Source organism: Lysobacterales bacterium (genome assembly GCA_014946745.1).
Taxonomy (GTDB): domain Bacteria; phylum Pseudomonadota; class Gammaproteobacteria; order Xanthomonadales; family Xanthomonadaceae; genus Aquimonas.
Genome location: JADCRD010000001.1, coordinates 2,000,120 through 2,017,280 on the forward strand (window position 1 = coordinate 2,000,120; position 17,161 = coordinate 2,017,280).

Sequence of the window (17,161 nt, forward strand, 5' to 3'; positions counted from 1 at the left end):
CGCTGCGCAGTCGCCTGGATCAGGCTCAATAGCGAAGCGCGGCGTGCAGCACGGTCAGCGCCAGGCGCTCCCGGCCGCCCAGCTCCGCGAGCTCGATCAGCACACTCGCACCGGCGACCTGCGCGCCGCTGCGCGCGACGAGACGCTGAGCGGCCTGTAGGGTTCCGCCAGTGGCGAGCACGTCATCGACGATCACCACCTCGGCGCCCGAGCACAGTGCATCCGCGCGCAGTTCGAGGCTGTCGCTGCCGTACTCCAGGCTGTAGGACTCGCTCAGCACCGGGCCGGGCAGCTTGCCCGGCTTGCGAATGGGAACGAAGCCGCAGCCCAGCGACTGGGCCATGGCTGCAGCGAAGATGAATCCGCGCGACTCGATGCCGCAGAACAGCTGCGGCGGCCGATGGCGCCAAGGCGACAGCAGGGCGTCGACCGCCGCACGAAAGCCTTGTGCATCCGCCAACAGCGGCGTGATGTCGCGAAACAGGATGCCCGGCTTGGGAAAGTCCGGCACCGGCCGGATCAAGGATTCGATCAGGGCAGACGTGCTCATGCGGGTTCCTGCGCAGGTGCCGGCGCACGAGCGCGCTGGCTGCCAATGAAAATGCCGAGCGCCGACAGCAGCAGGCCGGCCCAGTCGAGGCCATCGGTGGCGCGATTGAAGAGCACCACGTCGACGCCAAAGGCCAGCAGCGGCTGCAGCAGCAGAAGCAGGCCCACCATCGAAGCGTCCAGCCGCGGCAGGGCGTACGAAATCAGCAGCCAGCCCAGCACCTGGCCGAACAGGGCGAGCCCGATCAGGGCACCCCAGGTCTTCAGATTGGGAATGACGAAGCTGTGGCCTTCGACGGCGCCCGCAGCGCCCAGCATCAGCGCGCAGACCAGTGAGCACCAGCACAGCAGATACATCGGGCTCGCACTGGGCTCGCGCTGCTGGATGCGACGGAAACTCAGCATGTAGACCGCGTACATGAAGGCGGTGAACACGCCCAGCCAGACGCCCCACTGGAAGCCGGTGCCGACATCGGTCCAACTGCGCCCGACCAGCAGCCACAGCCCAGCAAAGGCCAGCCCCACACCGATCAGGAAGCGCGGCCCCAGCCGCTCGCGATAGAACAGCACGCCGGCGAGCGCCATGAAGAACACCTGCAGGTTGCCGATCAGGGTCGCCAGACCCGGGCCGACCAGATGGATGCTGCGGTGCCAGGCCATCAGGTCGGCCGCGAACGCCGCGGCCGGAATCGACAGCGCCAGCAGCAGGGTCGTGCGCGGCCGCCATGGCGCATTCACCGCGCGCAGCAGCAACAGCAGCATGAGCCCGCCGAAAAACATCCGGTAGAACGCCGACACCGTGGGGGCGACATCGGCGACGCGTACGAATGCGCTGGTGCTGCTGATCAGCACCGCCCCCAGCAGCATCGCCAGCACCGGGCTGCGCTCGCGCTGCGGGCTCATCGCCGCGAGCGCCGCGGCGGATTGGCTTGAACTCACTTGAGCGCTTCGTATTTGGGCAGACGCTGCGGCTCGGCGACGCCCGCTGCGATCCAGGCCTTCAAGGCCGGCAGAGCCAGCATGGCCTCGGAGTAGGCGCGGCTGATCTCGCTGAGCTCGACCCCGTAGCCACGGAAGCGGATCAGCACCGGCGCGAACATCGCGTCGACAATCCCGAACTCACCGCAGAGGAAATCGCCCTGCCCCGCCGAGGCCGCGCGCAGCTGCGCCCACAGCGCCTGCACGCGATCGATATCGGCCTGGGCCTCGGCATTCCAGCGGTAAGCGTTGGGCTGGCGATCGCAGTTCATGGGCAGCTGCCCGCGCAGCGCAGCGAAGCCGGAGTGCATCTCGCAGGCCGCCGAGCGCGCCAGCGCGCGCAGGCCGGGCTCCTGCGGCCAACCGCGGCCGCCCAGCCAGGTCTCGTTGGCGTACTCGCAGATCGCCAGCGAATCCCAGATCACCCGGCCCTGGTCGTGCAGCACCGGCACGCGCCGGCTCGGCGAGGCCTTGGCGACCTCGGCGGCGAACTCGGGCGTATCCAGCAGCAGCACGCGTTCGGCGAAATCGACGCCGAAGTGACTCAGCAGCAGCCAGGGACGCAGAGACCAGCTGCTGTAGTTCTTGTTGCCGATGTAGAGGACGGGCTGGCTCATGGCGAAGGCTCACCTGGGGAGGATGGAAGGGGACGACAGGCACGCGGACGCAGCGGTCGGGCCGCGTATATTCGCGCATCGCCACGCGCCTGGGAGTGCCATTCGATGTTCAAGCCGAAAACGCTGATCCTTGCCTTCATTGCAGGTTTCCTTGCCACCCTGTTCTTCCACCAGGGTGGGCTGTGGCTGCTGCATCTCGCCGGCAAGGTCGCCGTTGCGCCCTGGAACCTGACGCCCGTGCCACCGCTCGGCGTACCCGCAGTGCTCTCGCTGGCGTTCTGGGGCGGGCTCTGGGGCATCCTGCTGTGGGCGCTGGTTCGCCGCGTCAAGGGTGCGCGCTTCTGGATGCTCTCCATCGTCCTGGGCGCCGCCCTGCCCAGCCTGGTCGCGTGGTTCGTCGTGTTCCCGATCAAGGGCATTCCCGTGACCCAGACACTCGTGATCGGCGCCCTGCTCCTGAACGGCCTCTGGGGCCTCGGCGTGGCGGTGTACATGCGCTTGTTCAGGGCTTGAGGGCTGGGATTGGGGATTGGGGATTCGCAAGAGCCAAGAGCCAAGAGCAAGCAGCGAAGCTCGCCGGCTCCACGATCACTTCGCACAGCAAGTCGGCGCTCTTCACTAATCCCGAATCCCCAATCCCGAATCCCGGCTCCTGAATACGTATGCATGGGATTGTTATGCTGCGTTGCACAGGCCTAGGCTGCGTGCCGCGGTGATGCGACGAGGCAGTCCGAAGCTCTGACACCCCTGGGGGTGATCGGGCCGCTGCTCCGTCCTTGCCGCGCCGGTCGATCCACGACACACGCGCAATAGACGCGTTGATCGCTCCGGAACGTCGTCGGCGACCGCATGGTGCGGAGCTCGACAGCCCATGCAGCACCCAACACTCTCTGGGGAGGGAGTCAGCCATGAACCGTTCAACGACGGGTGCTTTCGCGCACCCGCAGCAGCCTCGTTTTGTCCGCCGTCTGGCGGAGCGTCTGCAGTCCCGCCTGAGCCAGACAGTGCGCGGCGCGCTTGCCGCCCTGCCCGGGCTTGTCGCTCTGGGGGCACTCTCGACGGCCAGTGCACCGGCCCAGGCCGACGTCATCCTGCACGCTTTCAACTGGAGCTATGACACGGTCGAAGCGCGCGCCGCCGAGATCCAGTCGCTCGGCTACAAGGCGGTGCTGGTGGTACCGCCACTGAAGTCGGAAGGCCCGGCCTGGTGGGCACGCTATCAGCCGCAAGACTACCGAACCATCGACCATCCGCTGGGCAACAAGCAGAGCTTCGAGCGGATGTCGAATGCGCTACGCGCGCGCGGCATCCGGGTCTATGCCGACATCCTGCTGAACCACATGGCCAACGAGTCGGCACAGCGCTCCGACCTCAACTACCCCGGCCAGCGCGTGCTGAACACCTATGCGTCCAACACGACCTACTGGAACAACCAGCGTCTGTTCGGCGACCTGCGCTTCAACTTCCTGTCGCAGTGGGATTTCGGCTCGGCCAACTGCATCAACAACTACAACGACGTCTGGCAGGTACAGAACTGGCGTCTGTGCGGCGGCAACGGCGATGCCGGCCTGCCCGACCTGCTCGGCAACAGCTATGTGATCGGGCAGCAGCGCAGCTACCTCACCGCGCTGAAGGGACTCGGCGTCACCGGCTTCCGCATCGACGCCGCAAAGCACATGCCGCTGTCGCACATCAACGCTGTGCTCACCCCCGAGATCAAGCAGGGCGTGCACGTGTTCGGTGAAGTCATCACCAACGGCGGCGCCGGCGACGGCGAGCACGACAACTTTCTCGTCCCCTACTTGAGCGGCACCGACCACGCGGCCTACGACTTCCCGCTGTTCGGCAGCATCCGCAATGCCTTCCGCTTCGGCGGCAGCATGAACGCACTGGTGAACCCGCAGGCCGTGGGCCAAGCCCTGCCGAGTGCGCGCGCGGTCACGTTCACGGTCACCCACGACATTCCGAACAACGGGATGTTTCGCGGGCTGATCCTCGACCCCACGGACGAGACCCTGGCCTACGCCTACGTGCTGGGCCGCGACGGCGGCAGCCCGCTGCTCTACTCGGACAACAACGAGAGCGGCGACAACCGCTGGGTCAACGCTTACCGCCGAGGCGATCTCGCCGCGATGATCCGCTTCCACAACGCCACCCAGAGCAGCGACATGCAGGTGCTGTCCCACAGCGACTGCCATCTGCTGTTCCGCCGCGGCAACCGCGGCATCGTCGGCATCAACAAATGCGGCAGCACGGTCAACACCACCATCAACATGAACAACAGCGTGCTCTGGTGGTTCGCCAACTACCGTGATGTTCTTGATGCGAACAGCGTGGTCAACATCGGCAGCAGCAGCTACACCTTCAGCCTGCCGGCGCGCAGGGCGAGGATGTGGTTGAGGTGAGAGCGGGGATTGGGGATTGGGGATTGGGGATTGTCGCTCGATGCAAAGCCTTCGCGAGCGGCAATGCCCGGATTCCTGCGCGCGCTGTGAGGGACCTGGCTCTGAGCCCCTCTCCCTGTGGGAGAGGGGTTGGGGTGAGGGTCCGTTCGTAGCGAAGGCTCCAATCCGAACAGGTACTCCGGGCTCGCTGATCGTCCCGTCTCAACATCGCACTGAGCGGCGCCGACGGGGTGTGAGATGCACAACGCGGGCATTCGCGGGGCAGCAGCTGCACGAAGTTCCCGGACCCTCTCTCCAACCCCTTCCCTTCGCTTCTCTCGGGCTCTCGGCGCCGGCGCCTGCCACGGGCAGCCGCCGATCGGCGCCGAGCCGCTCCACAGGGACAGGGGCTATCGCGCCGAACACCCTCGATGCCGCGCCCCTTCCAACCGAAGATCGCAAGAGCTAGCAGGCACCGGATGCCTGAGCGCACTTATCAGGAATCATTCATGCCCATCCTCCTAGCACCCCGTATGCACCGCTCAGTCGCCACCCTCGCCGCCGCCCTCGGCCTGGCTCTCGTCACCGCCACTGGACTGCACGCCCAGAGCTCGCAGCCCGAGCGCGTGACCCTGGTCGGCAGCCTCCAGCAGGCGGTCGGCTGCAGCGAAAACTGGTCGCCGCCCTGCGCGGCATCGCATTTGGCCTTCGATGAAGAGGACGGCGTCTGGCAGTCCCGCTTCCAGCTGCCCGCCGGCGGCTACGAGTACAAGGTCGCGCTCAACGGCAGCTGGGACAGCAACTTCGGCGCGGGTGGTGCGCCCGGCGGCGGCAATATCGCGCTGAACCTCACAAGCTCCGCTGCCCTGAAGTTCTACTTCCGCAGCGGAACAAACTTCATCACCGAGCCGGTGAGTTCGCTGATCCCCGTCGCGGTCGGGAGCTTCCAGCGCGCGATCGGTTGCAGCAGCGACTGGGACCCCACCTGCCTGCGCGCCTGGATGGAGGACCCCGAGCGCGACGGCGTCTATCGCACCACTGCAGCGCTGCCCGCCGGCAGCTTCGAAGCCAAGGTGGCGATGAACGAATCCTGGGATCTGAACTACGGCGCCGGCGGCGTGCAGGGTGGACCCAACCTCGGGTTCGAGGTGCGTCAGGCCTGTGCCCTGCAGGAGTTCCGTTTCGATGGCCTGAGCAACCAGCTCACGATCGCCCCAGCGCCGGCCGCGGCGCAGCCGTCCAGCGTCACCATCGCCGGCAGCCTGCAGCAGGCGCTCGGCTGCAGCGACAACTGGTCGCCCGCCTGCACCGCCTCGCGCCTCACCTACTCTGCCAGCAGCGATGTCTGGCGCGGCGAGTTCCTGCTGCCGGCCGGCAGCTACGAGTACAAGGCCGCCCTCAACGGCAGCTGGGACGTGAACTACGGCGCCGGTGCCGCAGCGGGCGGCGCCAACATCGCGCTGAACGCCGACGGTCAAGCCCTGCGCTTCTACTTCTCCAACCGCACCAAGTGGGTCACTGACAGCCGCAACACGCCGATCGCGGTGGCCGTCGGCAGCTTCCAGAGCGAGCTGGGCTGCAGCGCCGATTGGCAGCCGGAATGTCTCGCCGCCTGGCTGCAGGATCCGGACAACGATGGCTTCGCCACCTTCGAGGCCCGCTTGCCGGCGGGCAGCTACGAAGCCAAGGTCGCGATCAACGAGAGCTGGGGCGAGAACTACGGCGCAGGTGGCGCGCCCGGCGGCGCCAATATCGCCTTCGAGGTCGCCGAAGGCTGCGGGCTGACGTATTTCAGCTTTGATCGCGCCAGCAAGGTTCTCAGCATCTCCAGCAGCGCTGTGGCGCCGCGCGGCAACCTTGCGGAGTCGCGCGCGCACTTCATCGACGCGCGCACGCTGGCCTGGAATGGCGGCAGCGATGACGCGCGCTTCGCCCTGCACTACAGCGCCGACGCCAGCCTCCGCTTGACGGGCGCAGGCGTCGAAGGCGGCAGCAGCGCGGCGCTTGCGCTGGTGCCCGGTGGCCTCACTGCCGAGCAGCGCGCGCGCTGGCCGCATCTGGCGAGCTACCGTGCCCTGCGCCTGCCGGAGCTGCCGCGGGCGGAGCTTGCGCAGATCCTGCGCGGGCAGATCGCGCTAGCCGCACGCAGCGCCGCGGATGCCCCGCTGGATGCCACCGGCGTGCAGATCCCCGGCGTGCTGGATGCGCTCTACAGCACCGATCGCCCGCTGGGCCCGGTGATCACCAGCAACGCCGTCAACCTCCACCTGTGGGCACCCAGCGCGCGCCGGGTTGAGCTGCTGCGCTTTGCGAGCAGCGACGCCAGCGCTACGCCGACGCGGCACGCGATGACCTTCGATGCGGCCAGCGGCGTGTGGAGCGTCAGTGGCCCGCGCGACTGGAACCGCCAGTTCTATCTGTTCGAAGTCGAGGTCTACGCTCCGACCACCCGCCGCATCGAGGTCAATCGCGTCACCGATCCCTACAGCCTCAGCCTTTCGGTCGACAGCGCGCTGTCGCAGATCGTCGATCTCGACGAGGCCGCGCTGATGCCGCCGCTGTTCAAGCTCACGCCCAAGCCGGAGCTGCGCGCGCACGAAGACACGATGCTCTATGAACTGCACGTGCGCGATTTCAGCTGGACCGATGAGGCCGTACCTGCGGCCCAGCGCGGCACCTTCGCGGCCTTCGCGCATCCGGCCTCGAACGGCATGCAGCATCTGCGCAGGCTGGCCAAGGCCGGCTTCAGCCATGTGCATCTGCTGCCGGCGTTTGATCAGGCCAACATCCCGGAGCGACGCCAGGATCAGCAGTCGGTGCCGTTTGCCCAGCTGGAGGCGCTGCCGCCCAGCTCGGACCAGCAGCAGGTGCTGACCGGCGCCATCCGCGATGCCGACGGCTTCAACTGGGGCTACGACCCCTGGCACTACACCGTGCCCGAGGGCAGCTACTCCAGCGACCCCAACGGCCCGGCGCGCATCCGCGAGTTCCGGCAGATGGTGCAGGCACTGAACCTGTCCGGCCTTCGCGTGGTGATGGACGTGGTCTACAACCACACCAATGCCGCCGGCCAGAATGCGAAGTCGGTGCTGGACCGCGTGGTGCCCGGCTACTACCACCGCCTGAACAACGCCGGCTACGTCGAGCAGAGCAGCTGCTGCCCCAACACCGCCAGCGAGCACGCGATGATGGAGCGGCTGATGATCGACTCGGTGCTGACCTGGGCGCGCGCCTACCGCGTCGACGGTTTCCGCTTCGATCTGATGGCCCACCACAGCCGCGACAATCTGCTGAAGCTGCGCGCCGCGCTCGACCGGCTGACGCTGGCGCGCGACGGCGTGGATGGCCGCAGCATCCTCCTCTACGGCGAGGGCTGGAACTTCGGCGAGGTCGCCAACAACGCGCGCTTCATCCAGGCCTCGCAGGCCAACCTGGCCGGTACCGGTATCGGCACCTTCAGCGATCGTTCGCGCGATGCGATCCGCGGCGGCAATCCCTTCGGCGACATCCGCGAGCAGGGCCTGATCTCGGGTCTGGCGCTGGCGCCGAACGGTTTCCAGGGCGGTGGTGCTGGCGAGTTTGCACAGCTGCTCTATCTGAGTGATCTGGCGCGGATTGGTCTTGCCGGCGATCTGGCCGACTTCGAGTTCACGAATGCGCAGGGCCAGCGCGTGCGCGCCGACCAGGTCGACTACTTCGGACAGCGTGCGGGCTACACGGGCGACCCGGCCGAACACATCAAGTACATCGAAGCGCACGACAACGAAACCCTGTTCGACGTGCTGCAGCTGAAGCTCGCCAGCACCACCCCGCTCGACGAGCGCGTGCGGGTGCAGAACCTCGGCCACAGCCTGATGCTGCTGGGCCAGGGCATTCCCTTCTTCCACGCCGGGCAGGAGATCCTGCGCTCGAAATCAGGCGACCGCGACAGCTACAACAGCGGCGACTGGTTCAACGCGATCGACTGGACGCGCAACCGGCACGGCTGGAGTCGCGGCCTGCCGCCGGCCGAGAAGAACGAGGGCGTGTGGCCGCTGCTGCGTCCGCTCCTGGCCGATGTCAGCCGCCGACCGCAGCGCGCGCAGCTCGACGCCGCGCTACGGCATGTCACCGAGATGAGCCAGGTCCGCATGGGTTCTCGCCTGTTCCGCCTGCGCAGCGGCGAGCAGGTCAAGCGACACCTGCGTTTCCACAACACCGGGCCGCAGCAGCTGCCGGGGCTGATCGCCTTCGAACTGGCCGACGAGGCGGGCGCGGTGGAGCGTCGCTGGAAGCGCATCCTAGGGCTGGTCAACGTGCGGCCGGAATCCGCGACGCTGCAGCTGCCTGAGCATGCGGCGCGGACGCTGCAGCTGCATCCGCAGCTGCGCCGCTCAGCCGATGCGCGCACGCGCGCCAGCACCGCCGCCGCCGGGCGCTTCGAAGTGGCCGCGCGTACCACGGCGGTGTTTGTCGAGGCACGCTCGGCGCTGGAGCAGCTCGTCCTGCTGCGTGGCGATGTGACCGCCGCGCGCGACAGCGGTGCGATCCGCGCGCCGCGCGTGCAGGCCCTGCTGAACCTGCTCGACAGTGCCGGGCAGCACCTGGAGGGCGGCCGCGAGACTTCGGCCCGGCTCACCCTGCTTGCCTTCAATGGCATCGTGATCGCAGCCAGCCTCGTCGGCGATATCGAGGCCGCCACCGCGCGCGCACTGATCGAGCATGCGGGAGTGCTGATCGAGACGATCTGAGCCCTGCGGTCGGTGGACCGGGGCGGATTGGAGGCCACGGTGGGTCAAGACCCACCCTATGGGCTCGCTGGTAGAGCTTCATGGTGGGTCAAGACCCACCTTATGGGCTCGCTGGTGGAGCTCCATAGGGTGGGTCTTGACCCACCGCTGCCTCAGCCTTCGTTCCAGTACTTGCGCAGCGTCGTCTCGATCAGCGCCGCATCGACGCGCTCGCCCTTGGCCACGCGTTCGGCCAGGGCGAAGCTCGGCGCGAAGCGCGGTGCACCGTCGAGCGTGCCCTTCAGATGCAGGCCCTGCGGGCGCCACAGCGCGCTGTCGAACAGCGCGCGCACCTGCGCCCAATAGCCTTGGGTCTTCTGCCAGTACTCACGACCGGCGCTGAAGTCGTGATCGTCGATGCGACGGTAGGTGTTGAGGCCCTGCTCGCGCACCAGCGGACGGATGCGGCCCTCGCCGTCGTCGATCAGCTTGGTGTTGATCTGCTCATGCGCCCAGCCGTTCGCGGTCAGCACATGGCGGTTGATCGCGCCCATCAGCTGGTAGTCCTCGCGCGTCGTGTACTCGCGGCGCGGCAACGGCCGCCAGCCGTAGTCGGACTCCCACACCGTTTCGCCGTCACTGTGGCGCCAGTGGCCCAAGCCGCCGTAGCGCGGCGCATCGTCGACTTCGTAGACCGTCTGCGACCACGCGCTGCGTGCGCGCTCGGCATCGACCGCTTCGGGCACCCAGCGCTGGTCGCCGCGATAGCGCAGCACCTGGACCGGCTGGTACTGCCAGTCCTGGCGCCAGTGCTTGATCACCTGGCGATCGTCCTCGTCGCCCATCACCAGGATGTGCTGCAGCGAGATGAAGTCGCCGCGATCCTCGATCACTTCGACCAGCTCGAACGCACCAGAGCGCTCGGCCTTGACGGGCACGTAGCCGGGCTCGAAAGCGACGGTCTCCCGAAACGTGAAGTTGACCCGGAACTCGCCGGCCATGGCGAGGATGGCGCGCCGATCGTTCTCGAAGCCGGCGTGGCGAACAGGTTCCGGCTTGGCCGCGCTGCTCGCGATGGCGGGTGCCGAGCGCGAGGCACGCGTCTCGATGCCTGCGCAGCCGCTGAGCATCAGGGCCGTGAAAACACACAGCAGTGCGCTCGACGCGCGTCGGAAGAAGTGACTGCAAGGATTCATCGATGACTCCCGGTCGGTGCGCGCGGCGAGCGCGCGATGGAGGAAAGCGAAGACCTTGCGCCCGAACCCACCTCGTCGATGAAGACGTCGGTGCGGACGCTGTCTCCGCAGGAAGGCAAGTCGATCCGCAGGCTCAAGGCCTGTGGAGAGCGCAGACCTCGTCATGCGCTCAGCGCTGACAGGGCCCGCAGCGGCAGCGCGCGCTCCAGGCGTCGGCGCTGCGCTCGCCGCAGGGCGACATCGCCGCCCAGGGCTCGAAGCGCAGACGCCCGTTCCAGCGCAGGAACCGACCCACGCGCGCGCGCCACAGCAGCCGCGCCAGCCACGGCGGTCGGCACAGGGGTTCCGCCGCCGCAGTGCGCACGGGCAGACGCTGGGTGAGCCGCTCCCAGGCGAGGAAGTCGCTGTCCGGCAGCAGGCAAAGCTGCAGCGCGGCCTGCCCCTCCAGGTCGTACAGGCGCAGGGCTTCGCGCGGGCCATCGGAATCGACCTCACTGATCGCCTGCGCGCGACTCCAGGCGAGCAGAGGCAGCGCGTCCTCGCGCAGCCGCTCGGCGTCCTCGCGTCGATGCAGACAGACCACCGGACCGAGAGCGATCAGGCTGGACTCCCAGTCGGCCAATCGCAGCGCGGCCGCGTTCAGCGCGTCGGCTTCGAACGCGCTGGCCTCTGCGTTATCGGATGCGTCGAACATGGTAGGTCTCCGTGCGCCCGCAGGCGCGCAATGCAAGTTCGCTAGAAGCTCAGCTCGATCTGTGCGCTGAGGTAACGACCCGGCGCGGTGTAGCGATCGAGCACCGTGCTGCTGGCCGCGATCTGCGGTACCGCCGCCCAGTCCCAGTACCGGCGATCGGCCAGATTGAAGACGCCGAGGTTCAGGCGCGCATGCCCGGCGAACTCCAATTCGTAGAGCAGATCGAACACCCCGTAGCCGGGCGCAGCGAAGGCGGGCGTTGCGCCGCCCGTCGCGGCGACGGTGCCCGCTTCCCGCTTGCGATCCGCGCCGCGCAGCGCCAGCTCCACCGAGCTGCGCGCACCGCTCCAGCGCAAGCCCAGCACGCCGCTCAGCGGGTCCACCGAGCTGAGCGGCCGATCCGCCGTGGTGTCTCGGCCTTTGGCGTGCGCCGCGGCAAAGCGCAGCTCGACGTTCTCAAGCGAGGGCCAGACGCTGCCCAGGGCCCAGCCGCCCTTCAGCTCGAGGCCGTGGATGCGCGCGCGCGAAACGTTCTGCGACTGGAACACCAGCAGGCCAGTCGCGGGGTCGACGCCCACGCTGCGCAAGGATTCAATGAAGTCGCGGTAGCGGTTGGCGTAGCCCGACAGGGTCCACCAGAAGTCGGCATCGTGCCGGCGCAGGCCCAGTTCGATGCCGTCCGAGGTCTCGGGCTTCAGGTCCGGATTCGGGATCGCCGTGTAGCCGAACTGCAGATTGGTGAAGCCGAGATTGACGTCGTTGTAGGGCGGCGAACGGAAGCCCCGCGCATAGCCGGCGAAGGCGCTGTAGCGCTCGCCCAGGCGACGCACCGCGCCGAACTTCGGCGACACCGAGGTCTCGCGCACGTCCGCCAGCGCCACACCCGGATTGTCGGCCGCGAAGATCGGATCGCGCTCGGGGTCGAGCGCGTAGTGGTCGATGCGCAGTCCAGGGATGAAACGCCAGGCCGCGTCCGCCGTTTCGATCTCGTCCTGCAGGTAGAGCCCCGCCGCGGTGGTGCGTGTGACTGGAAAATCGCGCACCGGAAACGCATCGGGCGAGATCGTGGTGCTGACCGCACCCGTGAGCCGGTTGATGCTGCGGCCATCGCGCTTCTGGCGAATGTCGCTCAGGCTCAGGTCCACTCCCCAGGTGACGCGGTGCCGCAAGCGGCCCACAGCGAAGGCCTTGTGGGCGGTGAACTCGGCGCCGTGCACGCGCTGGTCGAAGTTGAACTCGCGCTCGCGGCGGGTCGGGTTGATGGGTCCGCTCGCAGCGAGGCTGACGCGCTCCTCGAAAGTGCGCTGGGTGGTCTCGCTGTCCTGCCGATAGACCTGCCAGCGCAAGCTGTCGGCCACTGCGCTGTCGAGGTCGCTCCAGGCATGGCGCAGGCTGAGCCGAGCGCGGGTCTGGCGATCATCGCCCTGCAGGTCGAGCACGCGCACGGGCAGGCCCAAGCCTGATGTGGTGGTACGTGCGCTGCGCACGTCGGTGAGGGCGCGCGCCTCGTTGCCCTCGACCGTCAGCGTCCAGCGCTGGTCGGCGTCTGGGGCGAAGCCGAGCTTGGCGAGCAGGCTGCTCTGCGCGGTGTCCTGCGGATTGGAGCGGGTGCGCGCGGCGCCATCGCTGCGGTCTTCGCCCTGATTGCGCGGCTCGCGACCCTCGCGACGATTCAGCACGGCGAGGCCCGACCAGCGTTCTCCCACAAAGGCCGCGGAGCTGCCGCCGAAGGCACCGGAGTCCTCGCCCGAGGTGCCCATGCGCAGTGCGATGCCGCGGGTTTCGCCAGGGCGCACCAGGTCTTCGGCATCGACGGTCTGCAGCGCGACGACGCCGCCCAGCGCATCCGAGCCATACAGCGAGGAGCCGGGGCCGCGCACGATCTCGATGGCCTTCAGCGTGGCCGGATCGATGCTGATCCGCCCGGCGCTGGAGAAGCTGCCGATAGCGAAGGCATCGGACACGGCAATGCCATCGGTCTCGATCAGCACGCGGTTGCCTTCGAGTCCGCGAATGCGGACATCGCCGAGGCCGAAGCGGCCGAAGCTCGACCGCACCGACACGCCGGGCTCGTAGCGCACGGCGTCGCGCAGGTTCATCGCCAGCTCGCGCTGCAGCTGGGCGCGATCGATCGCGCTGATCACGCTGGGCAGGCTGGCCACTGCGGCCTCGGTCAGGGTCGCGGAGACGACCACGCGATCCAGACGATCGAAGGAGGCGTCATCGGCCTCCAGGGTCGCGCCGGGAACTGCCTCTGAGGGCAGAGGGAGGGTGAGTGAGAGCAGCGCAAGCGCCACCGCGCGGCTCAGCGCGGAAGCAGGGAGCGAAAGCAAACGCGGGGTGGACATCCGGACTCCGAAAGTTCAACGGTCGGAGCTGGCTTACGCGTGTCGCGCTGGCTGGCGTACTGGGGGGTGTATTGAGGTGCGCTGATGAGCGCGCGGATGACGGGCGGGCGCGCCGCGCCTCACGGCGCGGGCGCTCTCGACCCGCCTTACTTGGTGAGAATCAGCTTGTCGTTCTGGGTCAGTCGCAGGCGGTACTCGTGCTCGCCGTGGCGAATCACCAGCTCACGCCGACCGCGCAGCAGCGCGTGGCTGTCGATCACCTCGCGCTGGACGGCGTGCAGGGTGCTTCGAAACGGCAGGGCCGCAGCGCTGGCATCGATCTCGTGGCTGGCGTGGACATCGGAAACAGCGGGGTTCAAGGTCATCGCAGATCTCCCGGTGCGGCGTGAAGGACGCCGTGGCTGCGGATGATAATGATTCGCGTTTGCTAGTCAAGCGCTGCGCCTACCGCTCGATACGGCGGACCTTCGCACGCAGTGCGCCTTGCGCAGGCACCCGCGCCGCGGCCGGCGCCCTGAGCGGGTGTCGCACGCGCATCTGCTTTGGCGCTGGAGGGTTCAACGAGGGCGAGGCTGATCAGACCATCCAGGCCTTGATCCGTGGTCGCGAATCCGGACCCGCACCGGACTCGCGACGTCTCAGCCACCCCTGGATGGAGTTGTTCGGGCCTTGCCCAAGTTCACACGCAGAGACAACAGATGCACGTCGGCGGTCTGCGGAGCCTTCCCGCCGCTCGCGCCAGCCGCTACCATCTCGACCCCATCCATCGCGATAGAGCGATACATGCCTGCCCTGCCCTCGCTGTCCTTCGAGTTCTTCCCGCCCAAGACCGACGAGCAGCGCGGCCAGCTCGATCGAACCGCCGAGAAACTCAAGGAGTACGCGCCGCGCTTCGTGTCGGTCACCTTCGGCGCCGGCGGCTCAACGCTCGCCTACACCGCCGACACCGTGCGCCGTCTGCACGCGGAGCACGGCCTCGACGCCGCGCCCCATCTCTCCTGCATGGGCGGCACCCGCGACGAGATCCGCGACCTGCTCGCCCAGTACCGCGCCGTGGGCTGCCGGCGAATCGTCGCCCTGCGCGGGGACCTGCCCTCGGGCATGGCCCGGCCCGGCGACTTCCGCTACGCCAGCGAGCTGGTCGAGTTCATTCGCGCGGAAACCGGCGACCATTTCCACATCGAAGTCGCGGCGTACCCGGAAGTGCATCCGCAGGCCGATGACGCGCACAGCGACCTGCGCCACTTCTGTACCAAGGTGCGGGCCGGCGCCAACTCCGCGATCACCCAGTACTTCTACAACGCCGACGCCTACTTCGCCTTTGTGGATGCGGTCCGTCGCGAGGGCATCGACATCCCGATCGTGCCGGGCATCATGCCGATCTCGAACTACAGCCAACTGAAGCGCTTTTCGGACATGTGCGGCGCCGAGATTCCCCGCTGGATGGCCAAGCGTCTGCAGGCCTATGGCGACGACGCGGCCGCGCTGCGCGAATTCGGCGCCGACGCGGTGGCCCAGCTGTGCCGGCGTCTGATCGATGGCGGCGCGCCGGAGCTGCACTTCTACTCGCTCAATCTGTCGAAGCCGACGCTGGCGGTGCTGGAGCGCTTGAACTGACAGCCCGAAGGCGCGGGCATCAGTCCGGGCTGACGGCATCCTCTTCGAAATCCGGCCGCGGCGAAGCCGCTGCCAGCGCTTCCCCCTGCAGATAGTCGACGCCCGCCGCCCACAGCTCACTGACGGCGCCAACTGCCGCGACTTCATCCACAAGCCACTCGCGGCCGGACACCTGCCAGGCCGATACCGCCGCACCCAGCTCCGCCGCGGCCAGCCCAAAAAGCACGGAGTGCGCCACGCGCAGGAGCTGGATCGGCCGCTTGCACAGCGCCGACAGCTGGATGAGATCCCAGTGCTGCACGCGGCAGCCCAGCCGCCAACCGCCGTCGATCAGACGCTGCAGCGTTGCCTCCATTCCCTCAGCCAGCACCTGCTGCGCATCCAGCTCAAGCCGCAGCTCCGCCGTGGCGTCGGGTCGACGACGCGCTTCGGCTTCCAACCAGGCCAGCTGACGCGCGTCAATGCTGGCCAGATCGACCGGCACCAGCAGCGAACACGAGGCGCCGCGACGCTGCTGCTCGGCCAAGGTCTCGAAGGCATGGAACAGACAGATGCGATCGAGCACGGCGAGCTGCCCCATTTCGCGCGCGATCGAAAGGTACTCGCGCCGCGGATAGCCCTGCAGCGGCGCGCGCAGATCGCGGAGCCGGGCATTCAGCGCATAGGCACTGCGTTCGCCGCGCAGGCGCAGCAGCGGTTGGAACTCGAAGCGCAGGCTGCCGCCGCGAGCGAGGTCCTGCAGCGCGTGGCGAATGACCAGCACGCGCTCCGGCGGCAGCGCGTCGGGGTCGTTGGAGAGCACGCCCTCCGCACGATTGCCGCCCAGCTGGCTGGCGATGCTGACCGCGGCAAAAGCGCTGGCGATCCAGCGCTCGGCATCGGCATCGGCCTGCTGACGAGGCGGTGCCGCGAAGCCGATGGCCACGCTCAGCCGCAGCGCCTGATCGCCGAGCACGAAGGGCTCAGCCGCCACCGCGTCCAGCAGCTGCTGCAGCAGGGCGCGCACGGCGTCCGCTTCCGCACGTTCGGTCAGCAGACCGAAGCCCAGTTCCTCCCACAGGCAATAGACATCGCCGGCGCCCAGCGTGGCCTCGATACGCGCGGCCAGCGCGCGCTCCAGCGCGTGGGTGCCCCCAAGCCCCAGCTGCTCGCGCAGCGCCGCCGCACCGTCCACGCGCAGCGCAGACAGCACGCGCCACTCGGTCGCAGCCGTGGACTGGCGCTGGCGCAGGCGCTGCAGGAACTCGCCGCGGCGAAGCCTGGGCCCGGTGGGCAATGGATCGTCTTCGTTACGTTCGGCGTAGGTGCGCGCGCGCTTGATGCGGCTGCGCACGGCAGCGATCAGCACGCGCGGCCGCACCGGCTTGGTCAGAAAATCGTCGACGCCGAGGCGCAGGGCGTTGTAGCGGGCCTGCGGGCGCTCCTCGCCGGACAGCACCACAATCTGCAGCTGGTGGGCGGCTTCGGCGCGCAGGCGGCGGGTGATCGCCAGGCCATCGACGCCCGGCATGTACAGATCGACCAGCACCAGATCGGGCCGCCAGTCGCGCGCGCGCTGCAGCGCTGCTTCGGCATCCGCGAACGTCTCCACCTGCATGCCGACACGCCGCAACACCGTGCCCGCAAACAGCCGCGCCTCGGGGTCGTCGTCGATCAGCAGAACGCGGAACGGCGAGCGATCGAGCCCGCGCATCCAGTCGCGCAGACGGTGGGCCACCGCCCGCGCGTTGGGCTCTTCAAGAAACAGATCGGCGCCGGCCAGCTCGGCAGGCAAGCGCTGATCGCGCCCGCCCAGAACGATCAGCTGCACCGCCGACAGGCGCGCATCCTGGACGCTCAGCCGATCCAAGGCTTCAGCGGTCGCCGCCACCGCCTGCGCGCGCGTCAGCACAATGTCCGGCAGGTCCTGTTTCAGCGACTCCAGCCAGCTTTCGATCGATTCAACAGTGCGGCAGCGCCACCCGAACGGGGTGAATGCAGCGCTGAGTGACTGCGCGGCGGCCGCCGGCAGCGCGAACACATCGACGACGTACGCGGGCGATCCATGGCTCATGAAGGCGGAGTCCAAA

General features: G+C 68.3%; 12 protein-coding genes. 4 read left to right on the forward strand and 8 right to left on the reverse strand.

Going from position 1 to position 17,161, the window contains the following annotated elements:
- Nucleotides 1-25 precede the first annotated feature (25 nt).
- The 3 genes from H4O13_07700 to H4O13_07710 are packed head-to-tail and all read right to left on the reverse strand — an operon-like array spanning nt 26 to nt 2,144.
- Nucleotides 26-550, reverse strand: a complete 525-nt coding sequence (locus tag H4O13_07700; protein ID MBE5315270.1) for an adenine phosphoribosyltransferase — start codon at nt 548-550, stop codon at nt 26-28.
- Complete coding sequence (locus H4O13_07705) at nt 547-1,452, reverse strand: DMT family transporter (GenBank protein ID MBE5315271.1); 906 nt, start codon at nt 1,450-1,452, stop codon at nt 547-549. Before H4O13_07705 ends, H4O13_07700 begins: the two co-directional genes overlap by 4 nt.
- Nucleotides 1,453-1,484: 32 nt before the next feature.
- On the reverse strand, nt 1,485-2,144 hold the full coding sequence (locus H4O13_07710; GenBank protein MBE5315272.1) for a glutathione S-transferase family protein: 660 nt from the start codon (nt 2,142-2,144) through the stop codon (nt 1,485-1,487).
- A gap of 105 nt (nt 2,145-2,249) precedes the next feature.
- Here H4O13_07710 and H4O13_07715 point away from each other — a divergent pair, with 105 nt between their 5' ends.
- From H4O13_07715 to pulA, 3 genes are all read left to right on the forward strand, one after another.
- The gene (locus H4O13_07715; protein MBE5315273.1) at nt 2,250-2,657 is read left to right on the forward strand and encodes a hypothetical protein; all 408 of its coding nucleotides are present in this window, start codon (nt 2,250-2,252) and stop codon (nt 2,655-2,657) included.
- Nucleotides 2,658-3,052: 395 nt separating this feature from the next.
- Nucleotides 3,053-4,549, forward strand: a complete 1,497-nt coding sequence (locus H4O13_07720; protein ID MBE5315274.1) for an alpha-amylase family protein — start codon at nt 3,053-3,055, stop codon at nt 4,547-4,549.
- 488 nt (nt 4,550-5,037) lie between these two features.
- Nucleotides 5,038-9,258 (forward strand): pullulanase-type alpha-1,6-glucosidase, encoded by a 4,221-nt coding sequence (gene pulA / locus H4O13_07725; protein ID MBE5315275.1) that lies wholly within the window; start codon nt 5,038-5,040, stop codon nt 9,256-9,258.
- Between the two features lie 152 nt (nt 9,259-9,410).
- Here pulA and H4O13_07730 read toward each other — a convergent pair whose 3' ends face one another.
- The 4 genes from H4O13_07730 to H4O13_07745 all read right to left on the reverse strand — a co-directional run bounded on the left by H4O13_07730 (nt 9,411) and on the right by H4O13_07745 (nt 13,840).
- Nucleotides 9,411-10,313 (reverse strand): hypothetical protein, encoded by a 903-nt coding sequence (locus H4O13_07730; protein ID MBE5315276.1) that lies wholly within the window; start codon nt 10,311-10,313, stop codon nt 9,411-9,413.
- A 289-nt stretch (nt 10,314-10,602) separates the two neighbouring features.
- Nucleotides 10,603-11,127, reverse strand: coding sequence for a hypothetical protein (locus H4O13_07735; protein ID MBE5315277.1), 525 nt, complete (start codon nt 11,125-11,127; stop codon nt 10,603-10,605).
- 41 nt (nt 11,128-11,168) lie between these two features.
- The gene (locus H4O13_07740; GenBank protein MBE5315278.1) at nt 11,169-13,475 is read right to left on the reverse strand and encodes a TonB-dependent hemoglobin/transferrin/lactoferrin family receptor; all 2,307 of its coding nucleotides are present in this window, start codon (nt 13,473-13,475) and stop codon (nt 11,169-11,171) included.
- A gap of 146 nt (nt 13,476-13,621) precedes the next feature.
- Nucleotides 13,622-13,840, reverse strand: a complete 219-nt coding sequence (locus H4O13_07745; GenBank protein MBE5315279.1) for a hemin uptake protein HemP — start codon at nt 13,838-13,840, stop codon at nt 13,622-13,624.
- Between the two features lie 427 nt (nt 13,841-14,267).
- On the opposite strand from H4O13_07745, the gene metF reads away from it, so the two are divergent.
- A complete protein-coding gene (gene metF / locus H4O13_07750) occupies nt 14,268-15,092 on the forward strand; it encodes a methylenetetrahydrofolate reductase [NAD(P)H] (GenBank protein MBE5315280.1) in 825 nt (274 codons plus the stop codon).
- Between the two features lie 19 nt (nt 15,093-15,111).
- Here the strand turns inward: metF and H4O13_07755 are convergent, their stop codons facing one another.
- On the reverse strand, nt 15,112-17,145 hold the full coding sequence (locus H4O13_07755) for a response regulator (GenBank protein ID MBE5315281.1): 2,034 nt from the start codon (nt 17,143-17,145) through the stop codon (nt 15,112-15,114).
- Between the last annotated feature and the right edge of the window lie 16 nt (nt 17,146-17,161).

Coding starts and splice junctions, on each gene's coding strand:
- H4O13_07705 (MBE5315271.1), bottom strand. CDS start 1,452: ATGAGCCCGCAGCGCGAGCGCAGCCCGGTGCTGGCGATGCTGCTGGGG.
- H4O13_07735 (MBE5315277.1), bottom strand. CDS start 11,127: ATGTTCGACGCATCCGATAACGCAGAGGCCAGCGCGTTCGAAGCCGAC.
- H4O13_07745 (MBE5315279.1), bottom strand. CDS start 13,840: ATGACCTTGAACCCCGCTGTTTCCGATGTCCACGCCAGCCACGAGATC.
- H4O13_07755 (MBE5315281.1), bottom strand. CDS start 17,145: ATGAGCCATGGATCGCCCGCGTACGTCGTCGATGTGTTCGCGCTGCCG.
- H4O13_07710 (MBE5315272.1), bottom strand. CDS start 2,144: ATGAGCCAGCCCGTCCTCTACATCGGCAACAAGAACTACAGCAGCTGG.
- pulA (MBE5315275.1), top strand. CDS start 5,038: ATGCCCATCCTCCTAGCACCCCGTATGCACCGCTCAGTCGCCACCCTC.
- H4O13_07720 (MBE5315274.1), top strand. CDS start 3,053: ATGAACCGTTCAACGACGGGTGCTTTCGCGCACCCGCAGCAGCCTCGT.
- H4O13_07700 (MBE5315270.1), bottom strand. CDS start 550: ATGAGCACGTCTGCCCTGATCGAATCCTTGATCCGGCCGGTGCCGGAC.
- H4O13_07740 (MBE5315278.1), bottom strand. CDS start 13,475: ATGTCCACCCCGCGTTTGCTTTCGCTCCCTGCTTCCGCGCTGAGCCGC.
- H4O13_07715 (MBE5315273.1), top strand. CDS start 2,250: ATGTTCAAGCCGAAAACGCTGATCCTTGCCTTCATTGCAGGTTTCCTT.